Here is a 19214-nt window from a genome sequence, read left to right on the forward strand (position 1 = left end):
GCCGCCGCCCTTGCCGCCCTTGATATGATCCGGTAGGGAAGGCTCCGACCAAGCTTTGAGTAGCCGGAATGCCTTCCATGAACCAGAAAACCAAGAAAACGCAGAAGCTCAAGGCGCGCCTGCCGCGCGGCTTCGTCGACCGGTCGGCCGCGGATATCCGCGCCGTCGACGAGATGATTGCGAAGATCCGTGAGGTCTATGAGCGCTACGGCTTCGATCCGGTGGAAACGCCGCTATTCGAATATACCGACGCGCTCGGCAAGTTTCTCCCCGACAGCGATCGCCCGAACGAAGGTGTGTTCTCGCTGACCGATGACGACGACCAGTGGATGAGCCTTCGCTACGACCTGACGGCGCCGCTTGCCCGTCACGTGGCGGAGAATTTCAACGAGATCCAGCTTCCCTACCGCACCTATCGCGCCGGCTACGTATTCCGCAACGAAAAGCCGGGGCCGGGCCGCTTCCGCCAATTCATGCAATTCGACGCCGATACGGTCGGCGCCGCCGGCGTCCAGGCCGATGCCGAGATGTGCATGATGATGGCCGACACGATGGAGGCGCTTGGCATCAAGCGCAACGACTACGTGATCCGGGTCAACAACCGGAAGGTCCTCGACGGCGTGCTGGAAGCAATCGGGATTGGCGGCGACGAGCAGGCGAATACCCGTCTGGCGGTCCTGCGCGCCATCGACAAGCTCGACAAGTTCGGACCGGACGGCGTGCGGCTCCTGCTCGCCGAGGGCCGTAAGGACGAGAGCGGCGATTTCACCAAGGGTGCCGGGCTTGACGAGCAGCAGATCCGCAAAATTCTGTTCTTCATCGGCATCACCGACTACGCCAAGAGTGCCGGCGAACTGGCCGAACTCGTTGCCGGCACCGCCAAAGGCGCGGAAGGCGTCGAGGAACTCAACACCATCCGCAGCCTCGTTCTCAGCGCCGGTTACGAGGCGGACCGCATCAAGATCGACCCGTCGGTGGTGCGCGGCCTCGAATATTATACCGGTCCCGTCTTCGAGGCCGAACTGCAATTCGCCGTCACCAATGAGAAGGGCGAGCGGGTCGTCTTCGGCTCGGTCGGCGGCGGCGGCCGCTATGATGGCCTCGTTTCGCGTTTCATGGGACAGCCAGTGCCGGCGACGGGCTTCTCGATCGGTGTCTCGCGCCTGATGACGGCGCTCAAGAATCTCGGCAAGCTCGGCGCCGAAGAGGTGATTGCGCCGGTCGTCGTCTGCGTCATGGACCGCGACCTCGATAGCATGGGCCGTTACCAGCGCTTCGTGCAGGAGTTGCGCCACGCCGGCATCCGCGCCGAGATGTATCAGGGAAACAAGAAGAATTTCGGCGACCAGCTCAAATATGCCGATCGCCGCGGCTCGCCGATCGCCATCATTCAGGGCGGCGACGAGCGCGCCTCCGGCATCGTCCAGATCAAGGACCTGATCGAGGGCAAGCGCCTCTCCGGCGAAATAGAGAACAACGTCGCCTGGCGCGAGGCTCGCGTCGCCCAGGTCTCCGTTCCGGAAAGCGAACTGATCGCCAAGGTTCGGGAAATTCTGGAAGGGCAGGCCGAGGATCGGAAAAGGTCAGGCTGATGCCGCTGATCGATCTCCCCGCCTTTGCCCCTGACCTTCTTGCCGATTTCGAACGGCTGAAGACGCTGCGTGTCGATACGCCGGTGATCCAGCCGGCCGAGCCTTTCCTCGACATGGCGGGAGAAGACCTGCGCCGCCGCATCTTCATGACCGCGAGCGAGACCGGCGAGAGCCTGTGCCTGCGCCCGGAATTCACCATCCCCGTCTGCCTCAGGCATATCGAGACGGCGACCGGCACGCCGCAGCGTTACGCCTATCTTGGCGAGGTCTTCCGCCAGCGCCGCGACGGCTCGAACGAGTTTTACCAGGCGGGCATAGAGGATCTCGGTGACCCGGACACGGCCGGCGCCGACGCGCGAGCAATCGGCGATGCGATGCTCGTTGCAGCCAACCGGCTACCTGGTCGGCGGCTCAAGGTGACGCTCGGCGATCAGTCCGTCTTCGAGGCGGTGATCGCCGCCTGCGGCTTGCCGGCCGGTTGGCAGAAGCGGCTCATCCATGCCTTCGGCGACCAGAAACAATTGCAGAGGCTTCTGGGGGAGCTTGCAGACCCAAAGTCCTCCGGCGTCTTCGGTCCTGAGGTCGAGCGACTTGCCGGGATGGGGATCCTTGATGACGACGACCGACTCGTGGCGGAGATCGCCGGTATCATGGAAGCGACCGGCTATTCTACCAATGCCAGCCGCTCGCCTGGCGACATTGCCCGCCGGCTCAAGGAAAAGATGGCGCTTGCGACGACGAAACTCGACCCGGCCGCGCTTGCGGTCATGCGCGAATTCCTGGCGCTCGATCTGCCGCTCGCCGATGCGCCAGAGGCTCTGCGGCAGTTCGCCACCGAGTCGGGACTGAAAATAGGCGATGCGCTTGCACTCTTCGACGCCCGCGTTGCGGCGCTTGCAAAGTCGGGCGCCGATGTCGATGTCATCAGGTATCGCGCCGCGTTCGGCCGCCCGCTCGATTACTACACCGGACTGGTCTTCGAGATCGAACTCGAGGGAACGCCGGCGGTTCTCGCAGGCGGCGGACGCTTCGACAGGCTGCTGACGCTGCTTGGCGCCCAGGAGCACATCCCGGCCGTCGGGTTCTCTCTCTGGCTTGACCGGATCGAACGGGCCATGGCGGCCGCAGGGGACGCGAAATGACCATTACCCTTGCGCTGCCCTCGAAGGGACGGATGAAGGACGACGCCTCGGCCATCTTCGAGCGGGCCGGCATGAAGATCGTCGCCGTCGGCAATGATCGCTCCTATCGCGGGCGCGTCGAGGGCTGGGACGACGTCGAGGTCGCCTTCCTTTCGGCCTCCGAAATCTCGCGCGAGGTCGGCAGCGGTGCCGTCGATTTCGGCGTCACCGGCGAAGACCTCGTGCGCGAAGGGCTGGCCGATGCCGATGGGCGGGTCGAATTCGTGGCCCGGCTCGGCTTCGGCCAAGCGGATGTCGTCGTCGCCGTGCCGGAGATCTGGTACGACGTTGATACCATGGCCGATCTCGGCGACGTCGCCGCCGATTTCCGCGCCCGCCATGGGCGGCGACTGGCGATCGCCACCAAGTATTGGAGGCTGACGCAGCAGTTCTTCTCCGGGAGCCACGGCATTCAGCTCTACCGCATCGTCGAAAGCCTCGGCGCCACCGAAGGCGCCCCGGCCTCCGGCTCGGCCGACATCATCGTCGATATCACGTCGACCGGCTCCACGCTCCGCGCGAACCATCTGAAGATTCTTTCGGACGGCGTGATCTTGCGTTCCGAGGCCTGCCTTGTCCGGGCCCGCAAGCCGGCTCACGCGGACGATCCCACGGTTGATCGCATCATCGCTGCCGTGCGAGGAGCGCTCTGAGCCGGTTGGCGCATCTCGTATTCGTCGGTCCCGGCCCTGACAAATGCAACCGGCGCTACCTATGTAGGGACCAGAGCTCCCAAGAACAAACTCGAGGCAACCTTATGGCTGATCTTTCCTCCTTCCCGATTACGCGCCGCTGGCCGGCGAAGAATCCTGACATTATCCAGCTCTACTCGCTGCCGACCCCGAATGGCGTGAAAATCTCGATCGCGTTCGAAGAACTGGGCCTGCCCTATGAGGCGCACCGTATCGCCTTCGACGCAAACGAGCAGAAGTCGCCCGAATTCGTCTCTCTCAACCCGAACGGCCGCATTCCTGCGATCATCGACCCCAACGGACCGGACGGCAAGCCGATCGGGCTCTTCGAATCCGGCGCGATCCTGGTTTATCTGGCGGAAAAGACCGGAAAGCTCATCCCTGCGGATGCGGCCGGCCGTTATGAGACGCTGTGCTGGGTGATGTTCCAGATGGGCGGCGTCGGGCCGATGCTGGGCCAGTTCGGTCATTTCTTCAAGTTCGCGGCGGACAAGGTCGCCAACAATCCCTATCCGGTCGAGCGTTATCGCGACGAGGCGAAGCGTCTTCTCGGCGTTCTCGATGCGCGTCTTGAGGGCCGGCAGTGGCTGATGGGCGACGAATACACGATCGCCGACATCGCCACCTATCCTTGGGTGGAAGGCGCGCGCAAGTTCTACGGTGGCGCCGAGGTGCTCGACTATGAGAGCTTTCCGAATGTCCTGGCCTGGGTGGAGCGCGGTCTCGCCCGCCCGGCCGCTCAGAGGGGCTTGGAAATTCCGAGAAAGGAATAGCCGCTGCACCTACCCGGCCGCAGTTGACGAGCCGGCGGCCGGGAGCGTACCGGTTAGGAAAGAGAATCGTGACAGGTGGATAAGGTGTCGGGAAGGCTTGTTGTCATCGGTGGCGGTCAGGCCGCCTTCGCCCTGGTTGCCAAGCTGCGCGCGCTTACCGACCAGCGTCCGATCACCGTCATTGCCGCGGAAGCGAGCCTGCCCTACCAGCGGCCGCCGCTCTCCAAGAAGTACCTGCTGCGGGAAATGAGCCTCGACCGGCTGCTTTACCGGCCGGAGGCCTGGTATGCGGACCATTCGGTCGACATCCGTCTGTCGACGAGCGTGACGCGCGTCGACCGCGCTGCAAAAGAGGTCACGCTGAGTGACGGATCAAAGCTCGACTATGAGACGCTGGCTTTCGCCACCGGGGCGACCCCGCGCCGCTTGCCGGTATCGATCGGTGGCGATCTCGCCGGCGTCCATGTCGTGCGCGATTACAAGGATGCCGACCGGCTTGCCGAGGAAATGCAGCCGGGGCGTCGGGCGCTTGTCGTCGGTGGCGGTTATATCGGCCTCGAGGCTGCGGCGGTCGCCCGCAGCCTCGGTCTCGAGGTGATCGTCCTCGAAATGGCCGACCGCATCCTCCAGCGTGTTGCCTCCGCAGCCACCTCGGCAATCGTGCGCGATATCCACCGCGCGCATGGGGTTGAAATTCGCGAAGGCATGGGGCTGCATCGTCTCATCGGTGAGAACGGCCGCGTCTCGGCCGCCGAGCTTTCCGACGGTTCCGTCGTCCCTGTGGACATGGTGATCGTCGGCATCGGCGTGACGGCCAACGACGCGCTCGCGCACGATGCCGGGCTTGAAACTGCGAATGGCATCCTGGTCGATAGCTACGGGCGGACGTCCGACCCGGCGATCTATGCCATGGGCGATTGCGCAGTCCTGCCCTGGCAGGACATGCGCATCCGCCTGGAGTCGGTCCAGAACGCCGTGGACCAGGCAGAGGCCGTGGCCGCCATCCTCGCCGGCGGTTCCGCGCCCTACGATCCGCATCCCTGGTTCTGGTCGGACCAGTACGACGTCAAGCTCCAGATCGCCGGCTTCGGCCTCGGGCACGACGAAACTTTGGTTCGCCCTGGCCAGCGCGAAGGCAGTGTTTCGGTCTGGTATTTCCGCGAAGGCAAGCTGATCGCCGTCGATGCGATCAACGACGCCAAGGCCTATGTCACCGGAAAGAAGCTGCTGGAAGCGGGGAAGACACCGGACCGCAAGATTTTGGCCGACCCGCGGAGCGATCTGAAATCGTTGATGTAACCGGCGGAATCGCCCCTCACCCTGGCCCTCTCCCCGCAGGCGGGGGAAGGTGGGCGGCAGGCCGGACGAGGGGCCTCCGCGACGATCGACTACCTCAACGAGACGATCATTTCTCGCTGAATAGCAAAAAGGGCGGCCCGAGAGCCGCCCTTCAGATCCGTATGGACCTGCTGTGCTAAGGCTGTCGCCTTATCACATCATGTCCATGCCGCCCGTTCAGCGCGCTTGACGCGCTGAACTGCTTTAAGTGCATGGGCGAAGCTTTATGGACCTGCTGTGCTAAGGCTGTCGCCTTATCACATCATGTCCATGCCGCCCATGCCGCCCATGCCGCCCGGCATTGCCGGAGCGTCCTTTTTCGGCAGTTCGGCGATCATGGCTTCGGTGGTGATGAGCAGCGAGGCAACCGAAGCTGCGTCCTGGAGCGCGGTGCGAACGACCTTGACCGGGTCGATGATGCCCATGGCGATCATGTCGCCATATTCGCCGGTCTGGGCGTTGTAGCCGAAGTCGTCCGTGTTCTTCTCGAGGATCTTTCCTACGACGATGGAAGCTTCGTCGCCAGCGTTTTCCACGATCTGGCGGGCCGGAGACTGCAGAGCGCGGCGAACAATGTTGACGCCGGCTTCCTGGTCGTCGTTTTCGCCCTTGGCGGTGATCTTGACGGAGGAGCGGAGCAGGGCAACGCCACCGCCCGGTACGATGCCTTCCTGAACGGCAGCGCGCGTCGCGTTGAGGGCGTCGTCGATGCGGTCCTTCTTTTCCTTCACTTCGACTTCCGTCGCACCGCCGACGCGGATGACCGCAACGCCGCCAGCGAGCTTGGCAAGGCGTTCCTGCAGCTTTTCACGGTCGTAGTCGGAGGTGGTTTCTTCGATCTGGGCCTTGATCTGGGCAACGCGGCCTTCGATGTCGGACTTCTGGCCGGCGCCGTCGACGATGGTCGTGTTTTCCTTGGAGATCGAGACCTTCTTCGCACGGCCGAGCATGTCGAGCGTAACGCTTTCGAGCTTGATGCCGAGGTCTTCGGAGATGACCGTACCGCCCGTCAAGATGGCGATGTCTTCGAGCATGGCCTTACGGCGATCACCGAAGCCCGGAGCCTTGACGGCGGCGATCTTCAGGCCGCCACGCAGCTTGTTGACGACGAGCGTGGCAAGGGCTTCGCCTTCGACGTCTTCAGCGATGATGAGGAGCGGCTTGCCCGTCTGGACAACGGCTTCGAGAACCGGGAGCATGGCCTGGAGGTTCGAAAGCTTCTTCTCGTGCAGGAGAATGAAGGCGTCTTCGAGGTCGGCGACCATCTTTTCCGGGTTGGTGACGAAGTAGGGCGACAGGTAGCCGCGGTCGAACTGCATGCCTTCGACGACTTCGAGTTCGGTCTCGGCGGTCTTGGCTTCTTCAACCGTGATGACGCCTTCGTTGCCGACCTTCTGCATCGCTTCGGCGATGTCGAGGCCGATCTGCTTTTCGCCGTTTGCGGAGATCGTGCCGACCTGGGCGACTTCATCCGAGGTGTTGATCTTCTTGGCCTTGGCGAGCAGGTCCTTGACCACTTCGGCGACGGCGAGGTCGATGCCGCGCTTCAGGTCCATCGGGTTCATGCCGGCAGCAACAGCCTTTGCGCCTTCGCGAACGATCGCCTGGGCGAGAACGGTTGCGGTCGTCGTGCCGTCACCGGCGATGTCGTTGGTCTTCGAAGCGACTTCGCGGACCATCTGGGCGCCCATGTTCTCGAACTTGTCTTCGAGTTCGATCTCCTTGGCGACCGAAACGCCGTCCTTGGTGATGCGCGGAGCGCCGAAGGACTTGTCGATGACGACGTTACGACCCTTCGGGCCGAGCGTCACCTTGACTGCATCGGCGAGGATGTCGACGCCGCGCAGCATCTTTTCGCGCGCAGAACGGCCGAACTTGACTTCTTTAGCTGCCATTTTTGAAAGCTCCTGGTTTCGAAATTCCGGAACAGGTCCGGTTTCAAATTACGGAAGGTTTTGGGAGGGTTGCCGGCCGATCAGCCGATGATGCCCATGATGTCGGCTTCCTTCATGATCAGAAGGTCTTCGCCGTTGATCTTGACTTCGGTGCCGGACCACTTGCCGAACAGCACGCGGTCACCAGCCTTGACGTCGAGTGCGACAACCTTGCCGCTTTCATCACGAGCGCCCGATCCGACAGCCACGATTTCGCCTTCTTGCGGCTTTTCCTTTGCGGTGTCCGGAATGATGATGCCGCCCTTGGTCTTCTCTTCAGACTCGACGCGGCGGACGACGACGCGGTCGTGCAGCGGACGGAAATTGGTGCTTGCCATTGTCTAATCCCTCGATCAAATGACATTGCGGATCGTTGGAGAGATCCGGTGGATGGTATTAGCACTCATGTCGAGCGAGTGCTAGCGTCGCCGAGATAAGACCGGCCAGCGGGCGAGTCAAGGATCGGCTGCGAGATTTTTCGGCCAGTCGGAAAGCGTTGACAGCTCTGCCGCTATTTTGTTTGATGACTATATGGGGTGAGCGAATACCCCACGAGGCGTCATGCCGGAATTCGCGTCCATCATAAGCAAGGACGTCGTATCATGGCCTCGTTCAATTCCATTTCATCCGAAAAACTTGCCCGGCTCGTCGGAACGCCCAACTGCCCCGTTCTCATCGATGTGCGCGATGACGACGATGTTGCGGCCGATCCCCATCTCGTGCCCGGTTCCTTCCACCGCACCCATGCCGACGTCCGGCAATGGGCGCAGCTCTACAAGGGGCATTGGGTCGTTGCGCTCTGTAAGCACGGCGGCAAGCTCAGCGAAGGAGTGGCCGCCTGGCTTCGCCATTCGGGCGCGACCGCCGAGATACTGGAGGGCGGGATCGAGGCCTGGCGGGAAGCAGGCCTGCCTCTCGTCCCCGTCGCGAGCCTTCCGAATGCCGATCCGTCCGGCGGTTCCGTGTGGGTGACGAGATCAAGGCCGAAAATCGACCGCATCGCCTGTCCCTGGCTGATCCGCCGCTTCGTCGACCGCCAAGCCAGCTTCCTGTTTGTCACGCCGGCCGAGGTCGAGATGGTTGGCGAACGCTTCGGCGCAACACCATTCGATATCGAAGGGGTCTTCTGGAGCCATCGCGACGAGGATTGCACCTTCGATACGATGGTCAAGGAGTTCGGTCTCTCCTTCCCCGCGCTCAAGCATGTCGCGCGTATCGTGCGCGGCGCCGACACCGACAGGCTCTCTCTCGCTCCCCAAGCGGCCGGCCTGCTCGCCATCTCGCTCGGTCTTTCCCGCATGTATGCCGACGACCTCGAACAGCTCGAGGCAGGGATGAGCGTCTACGACGCGCTCTACCGTTGGGCGCGCGATGCGACCCAGGAGAAGCATGATTGGGTATCCCACGGCGGCAAGGGGAAGCGGACGTGAACGAGCAAGCATCGGCGGGCCTCGCGCCCGCCCACCCGTCTTTTGCGGGGGCGACGAAGGTCTGGGCGAAGATCGGCCTGTTGAGTTTCGGCGGACCGGCCGGGCAGATCGCGCTCATGCATCGCGAACTGGTCGAGGAACGCCGCTGGCTCGGAAAGCCGCTTCCTGCATGCGCTCAACTACTGCATGCTGCTACCGGGCCCGGAGGCGCAGCAGCTCGCCACCTATATCGGCTGGCTGTTGCACGGAACGCGCGGCGGCGTGGTCGCGGGAACGCTCTTCGTCATCCCCGGATTTTTCATCATTCTCACCCTTTCCTCGCCCTATGCCCTGTTCCAGGAGACCGGCTGGCTCGCGAGCCTGTTCTTCGGTCTCAAGGCCGCGGTGCTGGCGATCGTGATCGACGCGCTGGTTCGGCTCTCGCGCAGGGCATTGAAAAGCGACTTCGATCGCCTTCTGGCGCTCTTCGCCTTTCTGGCGCTATTCGTCTTCGCACTGCCGTTCCCCTTGGTGGTGATTTCGGCTGGCGTGATCGGCTACGTCGCCGCCCGCCACGCGCCCACGCGGCGCCAGCGACGCTTGCAACCTGGGTGACCTTCGTTCCCTGCTTTCTCTGGATCTTCCTGGGAGCGCCCTATGTCGAGCGGCTGCGCGCGAATGTGGCGCTCTCGGGTGCGCTTTCGGCCATCTCGGCGGCGGTTGCCGGCGTCATCCTCAACATGGCAGTCTGGTTCGGCCTGCACGTCCTGTTCCGGCGGGTCGAGCGGCTGGAATACGGGCCGATTTCGCTTCCCCTGCCGGATCCCTCGACGTTGGATCCGGCCGCCCTGCTCCTGACGATCCTGGCGGCTGCATCGCTTTTGTGGTGGAAGCGCGGCGTCTTCTGGACTCTCGCGCTCTGCGCCGGAGCCGGGTGGCTCCTCATTCTTCTGTGATACCGCAGACGCTGCGCGGCCGCCGATTCCGTGGGAAGGGCGGTGATTTTCCATGCGCGAGGCTTGTATTCTTGCCCCTTCCTTGCGATGTCAGCCGGAAAGCCGAGTTTGCGGGAAGCCAGTATGGCCGTCAGGATCAACAGTTTTCGGGAAATCGCCAGCCGCTACGACGTGGTGCTTTGCGACGTCTGGGGCGTGCTTCACAATGGCGTCCAGGCCTTCGTATCCGCCGGCGAGGCGCTTGCCGAGGCGCGCGCGCAAGGGTTGACCGTCGTTCTCATCACCAATTCCCCGCGCCCCCACCCGGGCGTCAAGGTGCAGATCCGCGGCCTAGGCGTTCCCGACGAGGCCTATGACCGCATCGTCACCTCCGGCGACGTGACGCGAGCGCTGATTGCCGCCGCCGAGAAGCGGATCTTTTTCATCGGCGCCGATCGGGACCTGCCGCTGCTCGAAGGTCTCGGCACCGAGATCGTGTCGTCCGAAGAGGCGGAAACGATCGTCTGCGCCGGCTTCTACGACGACGAGACCGAGACCCCCGACACCTACCGGGCCACGCTGACCGGCCTCGCCAAACGGAAGGTGCCGTTCATCTGCGCCAATCCCGACCTGGTGGTGGAGCGCGGACACCGCCTGATCCCCTGTGCCGGTGCCATCGCCAAGCTGTATGAAGAACTGGGCGGCGAGGCGCGTATCGCCGGCAAGCCCTACAAGGCGATCTATCGGGCAGCTCTTTCGGAGGCACAGGCCGCCCGCGGTGCGTTCGATCTTGCGCGCGTCATTGCCATTGGCGACGGCATGCCGACGGACGTCAAGGGCGCTCAGGACACCGGCTTCGACCTGCTTTACATCAGTGCAGGCATCCACGCGCAGGAATACATGCATGAAAGCCGCACCGACGAGGCGAAGCTCGCCGCCTTCCTGAAGAGGGAAGGGGCGACGCCGAAGTGGTGGATGCCGCGGCTCGGCTGACGGGAAGCATGGAGATGACGGTTTTTCATCGCAACGAAACCCGCGACCCGCTCCCGGAGCGCCTTCATGGCGGCGTGGTTGCGATCGGCAATTTCGACGGCGTCCATCGCGGCCACCAGTCGGTGCTCAATCGTGCGCTGGACGAGGCAAGGGGCCGAGGCGTTCCCGCCCTGGTACTCACCTTCGAGCCGCATCCGCGCACGGTCTTCCGGCCCGACCAGCCAGTCTTCCGTCTGACTCCCGCGCCGCTCAAGGCGCGCATCCTCGAGGGCATGGGGTTCGGCGCGGTCATCGAATATCCCTTCGACCGGACCTTTTCGGAGCTTTCGGCCTTCGATTTCATTCACCGCATCCTGCGCGAATGGCTGCATGCCTCCCATGTGGTCACCGGGTTCGATTTCCATTTCGGGAAGGGGCGCGAAGGCGGCCCGGCCTTCTTGATGGCGGCGGGCGAGCGGGAAGGTTTCGGCGTAACCCTGGTCGATGCTTTCCGCGACGAGAATGCCGACGTCATCTCCTCGAGCGTCATCCGCTCCCTGCTCGCCGAGGGGGACGTTGCGCAGGCGGCGGGGCTCCTCGGCTACCGCTATATGGTCGAGGCGGAGGTGATCGGCGGCAAGAAGCTCGGGCGAGCGCTTGGCTATCCGACCGCGAATATGCGCCTGCCGCCGGAGGCGGAGCTCAAGAGCGGCATCTATGCGGTACGGTTCCGCCGGGCCGACGGCGTGCTTTACGACGGTGTCGCCAGCTTCGGCCGTCGGCCCACGGTTGACAGCGACGGCGAGGCGCTGCTCGAAACCTTCGTCTTCGATTTTGCCGGCGAACTCTACGGCGAGGTCTGCGCCGTCTCCTTCTTCGGCCGCCTTCGCGACGAGTTGAAATTCGATGGACTTGAACCCTTGATGGCGCAGATGAGAGAGGACGAGAGCGAGGCGCGAGCGCTTGTAGCCGGCGTCCAGCCCTTGAGCGAGATCGATCGAAGCCTGAACTTCGCATGACGTCGCCGAAAGAAATCGGCCGCCCGACAGCGGCGGACCTTTTCAAAAGGCCGAAAACGCCTTAAAGAACCGGCCACCATGACCCGGCACCGTCGATTGATTGTCGATCAGCGAATTATTGGCCCGGCTTTCCGCGCGCGCTAGGCGGCGCCGGAAGGTCCGGGATTTCGGCGTTTCGCGCCCCCACTGCATCTTCAAGAGACAGAATTCTTCCGCATGCGCGATGAATCCGCGCGGGAAAGACGAATGCAAAGACCATGACAGAAACCGCTGAAAAAATCGATTATTCCTCCACGCTTTATCTGCCGCAGACGGATTTTCCCATGCGTGCGGGCCTTCCGCAGAAGGAGCCGGAAATCGTCGCGCGGTGGCAGAAGATGGAGCTCTACAGAAAGCTTCGCGCCTCCGCCGCCGGCCGCGAGAAATTCGTGCTGCATGATGGCCCGCCCTACGCCAATGGCAACATCCATATCGGCCATGCGTTGAACAAGATTCTCAAGGACGTCATCAACCGCTCGTTCCAGATGCGCGGTTTCGATGCCAATTACGTGCCCGGCTGGGACTGCCACGGCCTTCCTATCGAATGGAAGATCGAGGAGAAATACCGCGAGAAGGGCCGGAACAAGGACGAGGTTCCGGTCAACGAATTCCGCAAGGAGTGCCGTGACTTCGCCAGCGGCTGGATCGGGGTTCAGGCGGACGAATTCAAGCGCCTCGGCATCGAGGGCGACTTCGAAAACCCTTACACGACGATGAACTTCCATGCGGAGGCCCGCATCGCCGGCGAATTGATGAAGATCGCCAAGGCCGGGCAGCTCTATCGCGGCTCCAAGCCGGTCATGTGGTCGGTCGTCGAGCGCACGGCGCTTGCCGAGGCCGAGGTCGAATATGCCGACGTCGAAAGCGACATGATCTGGGTGAAGTTCCCGATCACCGAGGGTCCGGATGCGCTCGCCGGCGCATTCGTCGTCATCTGGACGACGACGCCCTGGACGATCCCCGGCAACCGCGCCATCGCCTATTCGTCCCGTTACGCCTACGGCCTCTATGAGGTCGCGACCGCCGAGAACGACTATGGTCCGCAGCCGGGCGAAAGATTGGTCTTCGCCAAGCGTCTGGCGGAGGAGTCGGCCTCAAAGGCGAAGGTCACGTTTAGTTTCGTCCGCGACATCGAGGCGAGCGAACTGGCGGCTGTGGTCTGCGCCCATCCGCTGCACGGCCTCGGTGGCGGCTATGCCTTCAAGGTGCCGCTCCTCGACGGTGAGCACGTCACCGACGATGCCGGCACGGGCTTCGTGCACACGGCACCCGGCCACGGCCGCGAGGACTTCGAGGCCTGGATGGACAGCGCCCGGGCGCTTGAAGCGCGCGGAATTTCGTCGGCAATTCCCTTCACCGTCGACGACGCCGGCTATTTCACCGCCGACGCGCCTGGCTTTGGTCCGGATGCGGAAGGCGGCGCCGGACGCGTGATCGACGACAAGGGCAAGAAGGGCGATGCCAACGACCGCGTCATCAAGGCCCTGATCGCCCGCAACACACTCTTTGCCCGGGGACGGCTGAAGCATTCCTATCCCCATTCCTGGCGGTCGAAGAAGCCGGTCATCTTCCGCAACACGCCGCAGTGGTTCGTCTATATGGACAAGGACTTCGGCGACGGCACGACGCTGCGCTCGCGGGCGCTGAACGCGATCGACGCAACCCGCTTCGTGCCGGGCGCGGGCCAGAACCGCCTTCGCGCGATGATCGAACAGCGTCCGGACTGGGTGCTGTCGCGCCAGCGTGCCTGGGGCGTGCCGATCGCCATCTTCGCCGACGACGACGGCAAGATCCTTGCCGACGACGAGGTCAACGCCCGCATCCTCGAAGCCTTCGAGAAGGAGGGGGCGGATGCCTGGTTCGCGGAGGACGCCAAGGAACGCTTCCTCGGGAACGATCATGACCATGCCCGCTGGCACCAGGTCATGGACATTCTCGACGTTTGGTTCGATTCCGGCTCGACCCACACATTCACGCTCGAAGACCGACCAGACCTGAAATGGCCGGCCGACGTCTATCTGGAGGGTTCGGACCAGCATCGCGGCTGGTTCCATTCCTCGCTGCTCGAAAGCTGCGCGACGCACGGGCGCGCGCCTTACAAGGCCGTCATCACCCATGGCTTCACCATGGATGAAAAGGGCGAGAAGATGTCGAAGTCGAAGGGCAACACCGTCACGCCGCAAGAAGTGATGAAGGATGCCGGCGCCGATATCCTGCGCCTTTGGGTGATGACGACCGACTATTGGGAAGACCAGCGTCTCGGCAAGACCATCATCCAGACCAATATCGACGCGTACCGCAAGCTGCGCAACACGATCCGCTGGATGCTCGGTACGCTCGCGCATGACAAGGGCGAGGTGATCGCCCTTTCCGACATGCCGGAACTCGAGCAATTGATGCTGCATCGCCTTACCGAGCTCGACCGGCTTGTGCGCGAGGGCTACGACGCCTTCGACTTCAAACGGATCGCCCGGGCGCTCATCGATTTTTCGAATGTCGAGTTGTCAGCATTCTATTTCGATATCCGCAAGGACGCGCTCTATTGCGATGCGCCGTCGTCGCTGCGCCGGCGCGCCGCTTTGCAGGTTATCCGCACGCTCTTCGATTGCCTGGTGACCTGGCTTGCGCCGATGCTGCCCTTCACCATGGAAGAAGCCTGGCTGTCTCGCAATCCGAATGCGGTCTCGGTGCATCTCGAGCAGTTCCCCGCCGTGCCGGCGGAATGGCAAAACGCAGCACTCGCCGAGAAATGGCGGAAGATCCGCGAGGTGCGCAAGGTCGTGACCGGTGCCCTGGAGATCGAGCGCAAGGACAAGCGCATCGGTTCGTCACTCGAAGCGGCTCCGATCGTGCATGTCGCCGATCCGGATCTTCGCAAGGCGCTCGAGGGCCAGGATTTCGCCGAGATCTGCATCACCTCGGCGATCGAGGTCGATGGAGCCGAAGGGCCGGCGGGCGCCTTCACTCTGCCGGAGGTGGCCAGGGTCAGCGTCGTGCCGAAGCTCGCGGAAGGCCGCAAATGCGCCCGCTCCTGGCGCATTACCTCCGATGTGGGAACCGATCCGCTCTACCCGGACGTGTCCGCCCGCGATGCCGCCGCGCTGCGGGAACTCGGTTTCAAAGCGTAACCGATGTTTACCGGATGAATTGCGCTTGAGCCGTTCATCCGGTACAACCTGCCCGAAATTTGGCGGATTTTTCCGCCATGGGCGCTTGGATGACCGCGAGGGGCGCGGGTGGGGCTGGCTTGAAGGAATCTCAAATGACGCGAGAGTTGCGATTGTTCGTTGGCGTTGCCGCGGTCGTGGCGGGCAGCCTTGTTGTCTCGGGCTGCGTCGGCGGGCCGACCTACGGCACCGACAAGACGGCCGGCGAACATTTGCTCGACGATCTCGGCAGCGCCGTCAGCCTCGCTCCGCCGAAGCGGGACCCGGTCAAGTATCAGCCCCGCCCGGCACTGGTTCTGCCGCCGAAGGAGCAGGAGACTGCGCTGATCCAGCCGCAGCCGTCGCTTGCGAGCCGCGAGAACAATCCGGCATGGGTCGAGTCTCCCGAAGAGACGCGCGCACGTCTGCGGGAGGAGGCGGACGCCAACAAGAACAATCCCAATTACGTTTCGCCACTTGCGAAGGCGAGTTCCAATGGCCGCCGGCTCTCGTCAAAGGAACAGCAGCAGGCCTATCGCGAAGCGCGCAAGATCGAGCAGGGCGCCTATTCTGACAAGCGCCGCTTCCTGAGCGATCCGCCGCTCGAATATCGTCGCCTGCCTGAAGGGGCGGAGGTTGATTTGGGCGAGCCGGAGAAGGACAAGGAGCGTCGGCGCAAGAAGGAAGCGCAGATCGCCAACAGCGGCAGCAAATGGTACTGGCCGTTCTAAGCCATGATTAGCATCCGCGATGCCGTTGCTGAAGATGCAACGACGATTCTGCGTTTCATCACGGAGCTCGCCGTCTACGAAAAGGCGGAGCACGAGGTCGAGGCCACTGTGGAACTGCTTCAGGGGTCGCTTTTCGGACCGCGAGCGGCCGCCCGCGCCGCCATCTGCGAGATCGATGGCAAGCCTGCCGGCTTCGCCGTCTGGTTCTACAACTACTCCACCTGGCAGGCACGCAAGGGCCTCTATCTCGAGGACCTCTACGTCTCGCCCGAGCATCGCGGCTCCGGCGCGGGAAAGTTGCTCCTGAAGCATCTGGCGCGCGTCGCCCTTGCCGAGGGTTGCGGCCGCTTCGAATGGAGCGTCCTAGACTGGAACGAGCCCGCCATCCGCGTCTATGAGTCGATCGGCGCCGAGCCGCTGTCGGAGTGGACGCGTTATCGGCTCACGGGCAAGGAGCTCGAAGCTCTGGCGGCTGACTGAGAATCACCGCCGGGCAGCGAAGAAGTCGCGGAGAATTTCGGCGGCCTCCCGCTCGGCGAGACCGGAATAGACATCCGGAACGTGATGACAAGTGGGCGAGGCGTAGAAGCGAACTCCATTCTCGACCGCACCGCCTTTCGGGTCCTCGGCTCCATAATAGAGGCGGCGAATGCGGGCGAAGGAGATGGCGGCCGCGCACATGGTGCAGGGCTCCAGCGTGACATAGAGATCGGCGCCGGCAAGCCGCTCGTCGCCCACGGCGCTTGCCGCCTGCCGGATCGCCTCGACCTCGGCATGGGCAGTGACGTCGTGGAGTTCGCGGGTGCGATTTCCGGCGGCGGCGATCATTTCGCCATCGAGCACGACGACCGCACCGATCGGCACCTCGCCCCGTGCCGCCGCCTTGCGGGCCTCCGCGAGGGCCGCATCCATGAAGCGCGCTGTTTCCGCCATCACTTGCTCATAATTTCGCTTAACCGAAAGCCTTCGACCTGATAGGACAGCGGCAAAAGGCAGGCAATAGAAATGACATCCAAAGACACGCCCAAGGGGCCCGGCAAGGCCAAATCCCGGAACAGCAAATCCTCTTCCGGAGGCAGGAAGACTGGCGCAACGAAACCGGCCAGGAGCGGCACCGCCGCGGATTCCGTGGGTGCCGGCGAGCCGCAACGCATCTCGAAACTTCTCGCCCGTGCCGGGGTTGCCTCGCGCCGCGATGTCGAGCGGATGATCATGGAAGGGCGCGTGACCTTGAATGGCGTCCAGCTTGATACGCCGGTCGTCAACGCGACGCTCGCCGACAGGATTGAAGTCGACGGCCATCCGGTCCGCGGCATCGAGCGCACGCGGCTCTGGCTCTACCACAAGCCGGCGGGTCTGGTGACGACCAATGCCGATCCGGAGGGTCGCCCGACTGTCTTCGATGGGCTGCCCGAGGACTTGCCGCGCGTGTTGTCGGTGGGCCGCCTCGATATCAATACCGAGGGGCTGCTGCTGCTCACGAATGACGGCGGGCTCGCCCGCGTGCTCGAATTGCCCGCGACCGGCTGGCTGCGTCGCTATCGTGTTCGCGCCCATGGCGAGATCGACCAGGCCGCCCTCGACCGGCTGAAGGAAGGCATTGCCGTCGACGGCGTCCTTTACGGCGCCATCGATGCGACGCTTGATCGGGTGCAGGGATCGAATGTCTGGATCACCATGGGTCTGCGCGAGGGGAAAAATCGCGAGATCAAGAACGTGCTCGGCGCACTTGGCCTTGACGTGAACCGGCTGATCCGCATCTCCTACGGTCCGTTCCAACTCGGCGACCTGCCGGAGGGCGAGGTCCAGGAAATCCGCGGCAGAACGCTGAGGGAACAGCTTGGGCCCTGGCTCATTGAGGAAGCGAAGGCGAATTTCGACGCGCCGCTGTACAACGACCAGCCACCTGCCCGCGAAATGGAAGAGCGCGACGAGAAGGTTAAGGGGGATAAGCACGAACGCGGCACGTGGCAGAAGGAGGACAAGCGGGAACGCGCGCTTGCCCGGCTCGACACGCGCCGCGCCGATGGCCGTTCGCGCGAACGCGGCGAGCGTGGCGCTGGCAGAACCGAGGAGCGCCAGCCTCGCCCGACGCAGCGCCGCAGCCGCGCGTCGAATGTGTGGATGGCGCCCGGCGCCCGCCCCGTAGCCACCAAGAAATCGAAGGCGGCAGAGGATGATCCCGCGGCGAAGCCCGCGCGCGGCAAGAATGCGGAGGCGAAGCGTTCGGGCAAGCCGGATGCTCATGCGAAGGCGGCGGGCGCTCGCGACCCGGCCGCGAAAGGCCGCGCGGACAAACCAGCACGTCGAACGAGTGAGACGGCCGGCGGGTTCGAGCGGCGCCGCTCCACGGAGGGCGCCGCCGAGCGGAATTCGCGCGACCATGGTGATCGTCCGCCGCGCCGGGAGGTGGGCGAGCGCCAGCGCAGCGAACGCGCCGCGCGCCCGCAACGCCGCAGCGACGAGGATCGTGTCTCCGGCGATCGCTCGCGCACGAAGCCCGCCAATGCCAAACCGGCAGGCGGCAAGTCTGCGAGCACAAAGCCGGCCGGGGCGAAATCCTCCCCGCCGCGCTCTTCCGGACCGCGCGGCGGCAAGTCGGGCGGAGGCAAATTCGGGGGAAAACCCGGCGGCCGTACCGGTGGCGGCAAGCCCCGCGGCAAGGGGAAGTCGTAGGCCGTGCGCATCGTCGCTGGTGAGTTCCGGGGTCGCTCGCTTGCCACGCCGAAGTCAAACGATATCCGGCCGACAACGGACCGGGCGCGTGAAAGCCTGTTCAACATCCTCAGTCACAGCTATCCCGGGGCCCTCGACGATACGCGCGTGCTTGATCTTTTCGCGGGCACCGGCGCCCTCGGCCTGGAGGCGCTGTCGCGCGGCTGCCGCCAGGCGCTTTTCGTCGAACAGGGCGTGGAAGGCCGCGGGATTCTAAGGGTCAATATCGAAGCGCTCGGCCTGCAGGGGCGCGCAAAGATCTTCCGGCGCGACGCGACCGATCTCGGGCCCGTCGGAACGATGGAGCCGTTCCAGTTGGTTTTCGCGGACCCGCCCTATGGCAAGGGACTCGGTGAACGCGCGCTTGAGGCCGCTGCCGCCGGCGGATGGCTCGTGCCCGGGGCGCTCGCCGTGCTGGAGGAGCGGGCGGATGTTCGACCGCAGCTGTCGTTGGCCTTCGAACTGCGCGATACGCGCGCCTTCGCCGATACGCACATGCATTTTTTCCGCTATCGCGGTGCTGTAGCACTTTGAATTGCTGCATTCTTTGTTGCTCAATCGAGATCGACCAAGGACGTGCAGCAGCCTGCATTGCCGCGCCGCGCGTCGTTTCAGACATGCCAGGTCGCTGCAACTCTTTGAAACTGCGGTATCGAGCTTTTCGAAATCGAGTATGATTCTCGGATCGATGCGATAGAGCGCGGTGGATCGGGCGGGCTCGAGAGCAGACGGCCGCTG

16 protein-coding genes and 1 pseudogene are annotated in these 19214 nt (G+C 63.8%); 14 read left to right on the forward strand and 3 right to left on the reverse strand.

Going from position 1 to position 19214, the window contains the following annotated elements; translation table 11 throughout:
* Positions 1–77 precede the first annotated feature (77 nt).
* The 5 genes from hisS to AC4P1R_RS01940 all read left to right on the forward strand — a co-directional run bounded on the left by hisS (position 78) and on the right by AC4P1R_RS01940 (position 5537).
* Positions 78–1592: a histidine--tRNA ligase gene (gene hisS / locus AC4P1R_RS01920; RefSeq protein WP_492177363.1), complete on the forward strand. Its 1515-nt coding sequence runs from the start codon at positions 78–80 to the stop codon at positions 1590–1592.
* Positions 1592–2734: an ATP phosphoribosyltransferase regulatory subunit gene (locus AC4P1R_RS01925; RefSeq protein WP_492177364.1), complete on the forward strand. Its 1143-nt coding sequence runs from the start codon at positions 1592–1594 to the stop codon at positions 2732–2734. The genes hisS and AC4P1R_RS01925 overlap by 1 nt, the downstream gene beginning before the upstream one ends.
* The gene (gene hisG / locus AC4P1R_RS01930; protein WP_069460305.1) at positions 2731–3426 is read left to right on the forward strand and encodes an ATP phosphoribosyltransferase; all 696 of its coding nucleotides are present in this window, start codon (positions 2731–2733) and stop codon (positions 3424–3426) included. The genes AC4P1R_RS01925 and hisG overlap by 4 nt, the downstream gene beginning before the upstream one ends.
* Positions 3427–3530: 104 nt before the next feature.
* Positions 3531–4238 carry a glutathione binding-like protein gene (locus AC4P1R_RS01935; RefSeq protein WP_225190610.1) on the forward strand — a complete coding sequence of 236 codons (708 nt, stop codon included), beginning with the start codon at positions 3531–3533 and terminating at the stop codon, positions 4236–4238.
* 84 nt (positions 4239–4322) lie between these two features.
* Positions 4323–5537, forward strand: coding sequence for an NAD(P)/FAD-dependent oxidoreductase (locus tag AC4P1R_RS01940; protein ID WP_492177365.1), 1215 nt, complete (start codon positions 4323–4325; stop codon positions 5535–5537).
* Positions 5538–5833: 296 nt separating this feature from the next.
* Here AC4P1R_RS01940 and groL read toward each other — a convergent pair whose 3' ends face one another.
* Together groL and groES are read right to left on the reverse strand one after the other, a co-directional pair.
* Positions 5834–7471, reverse strand: coding sequence for a chaperonin GroEL (groL, locus tag AC4P1R_RS01945; RefSeq protein WP_069460308.1), 1638 nt, complete (start codon positions 7469–7471; stop codon positions 5834–5836).
* An 80-nt stretch (positions 7472–7551) separates the two neighbouring features.
* Positions 7552–7848 carry a co-chaperone GroES gene (gene groES / locus AC4P1R_RS01950; RefSeq protein WP_004675403.1) on the reverse strand — a complete coding sequence of 99 codons (297 nt, stop codon included), beginning with the start codon at positions 7846–7848 and terminating at the stop codon, positions 7552–7554.
* Between the two features lie 264 nt (positions 7849–8112).
* Between groES and AC4P1R_RS01955 the strand changes: the two genes are divergently transcribed.
* The 7 genes and pseudogenes from AC4P1R_RS01955 (at position 8113) to AC4P1R_RS01985 (ending at position 16241) form a co-directional block, all read left to right on the forward strand.
* Positions 8113–8940, forward strand: a complete 828-nt coding sequence (locus AC4P1R_RS01955) for a chromate resistance protein ChrB domain-containing protein (RefSeq protein WP_492177367.1) — start codon at positions 8113–8115, stop codon at positions 8938–8940.
* A pseudogene (locus AC4P1R_RS01960) lies at positions 8937–9875 on the forward strand (chromate transporter). Before AC4P1R_RS01955 ends, AC4P1R_RS01960 begins: the two are co-directional and overlap by 4 nt.
* Before the next feature lie 123 nt (positions 9876–9998).
* A complete protein-coding gene (locus AC4P1R_RS01965; RefSeq protein WP_069460310.1) occupies positions 9999–10847 on the forward strand; it encodes a TIGR01459 family HAD-type hydrolase in 849 nt (282 codons plus the stop codon).
* Positions 10848–10861: 14 nt separating this feature from the next.
* Entirely contained in the window at positions 10862–11845 is a 984-nt protein-coding gene (locus AC4P1R_RS01970) for a bifunctional riboflavin kinase/FAD synthetase (protein ID WP_069460805.1), read from the forward strand.
* Positions 11846–12102: 257 nt separating this feature from the next.
* A complete protein-coding gene (ileS, locus tag AC4P1R_RS01975) occupies positions 12103–15012 on the forward strand; it encodes an isoleucine--tRNA ligase (RefSeq protein ID WP_069460312.1) in 2910 nt (969 codons plus the stop codon).
* Between the two features lie 134 nt (positions 15013–15146).
* The gene (locus AC4P1R_RS01980; RefSeq protein WP_069460313.1) at positions 15147–15761 is read left to right on the forward strand and encodes a hypothetical protein; all 615 of its coding nucleotides are present in this window, start codon (positions 15147–15149) and stop codon (positions 15759–15761) included.
* 3 nt (positions 15762–15764) lie between these two features.
* Positions 15765–16241, forward strand: coding sequence for a GNAT family N-acetyltransferase (locus AC4P1R_RS01985; protein ID WP_069460314.1), 477 nt, complete (start codon positions 15765–15767; stop codon positions 16239–16241).
* 3 nt (positions 16242–16244) lie between these two features.
* On the opposite strand, the gene AC4P1R_RS01990 is transcribed toward AC4P1R_RS01985, so the two are convergent.
* The gene (locus AC4P1R_RS01990) at positions 16245–16694 is read right to left on the reverse strand and encodes a nucleoside deaminase (protein WP_069460315.1); all 450 of its coding nucleotides are present in this window, start codon (positions 16692–16694) and stop codon (positions 16245–16247) included.
* A gap of 72 nt (positions 16695–16766) precedes the next feature.
* Between AC4P1R_RS01990 and AC4P1R_RS01995 the strand changes: the two genes are divergently transcribed.
* Complete coding sequence (locus AC4P1R_RS01995) at positions 16767–18437, forward strand: pseudouridine synthase (protein WP_492177369.1); 1671 nt, start codon at positions 16767–16769, stop codon at positions 18435–18437.
* A 3-nt stretch (positions 18438–18440) separates the two neighbouring features.
* The gene (gene rsmD / locus AC4P1R_RS02000; protein WP_069460317.1) at positions 18441–19010 is read left to right on the forward strand and encodes a 16S rRNA (guanine(966)-N(2))-methyltransferase RsmD; all 570 of its coding nucleotides are present in this window, start codon (positions 18441–18443) and stop codon (positions 19008–19010) included.
* Positions 19011–19214: the final 204 nt, after the last annotated feature.

It is taken from the genome of Sinorhizobium sp. Y406 (assembly GCF_058732025.1).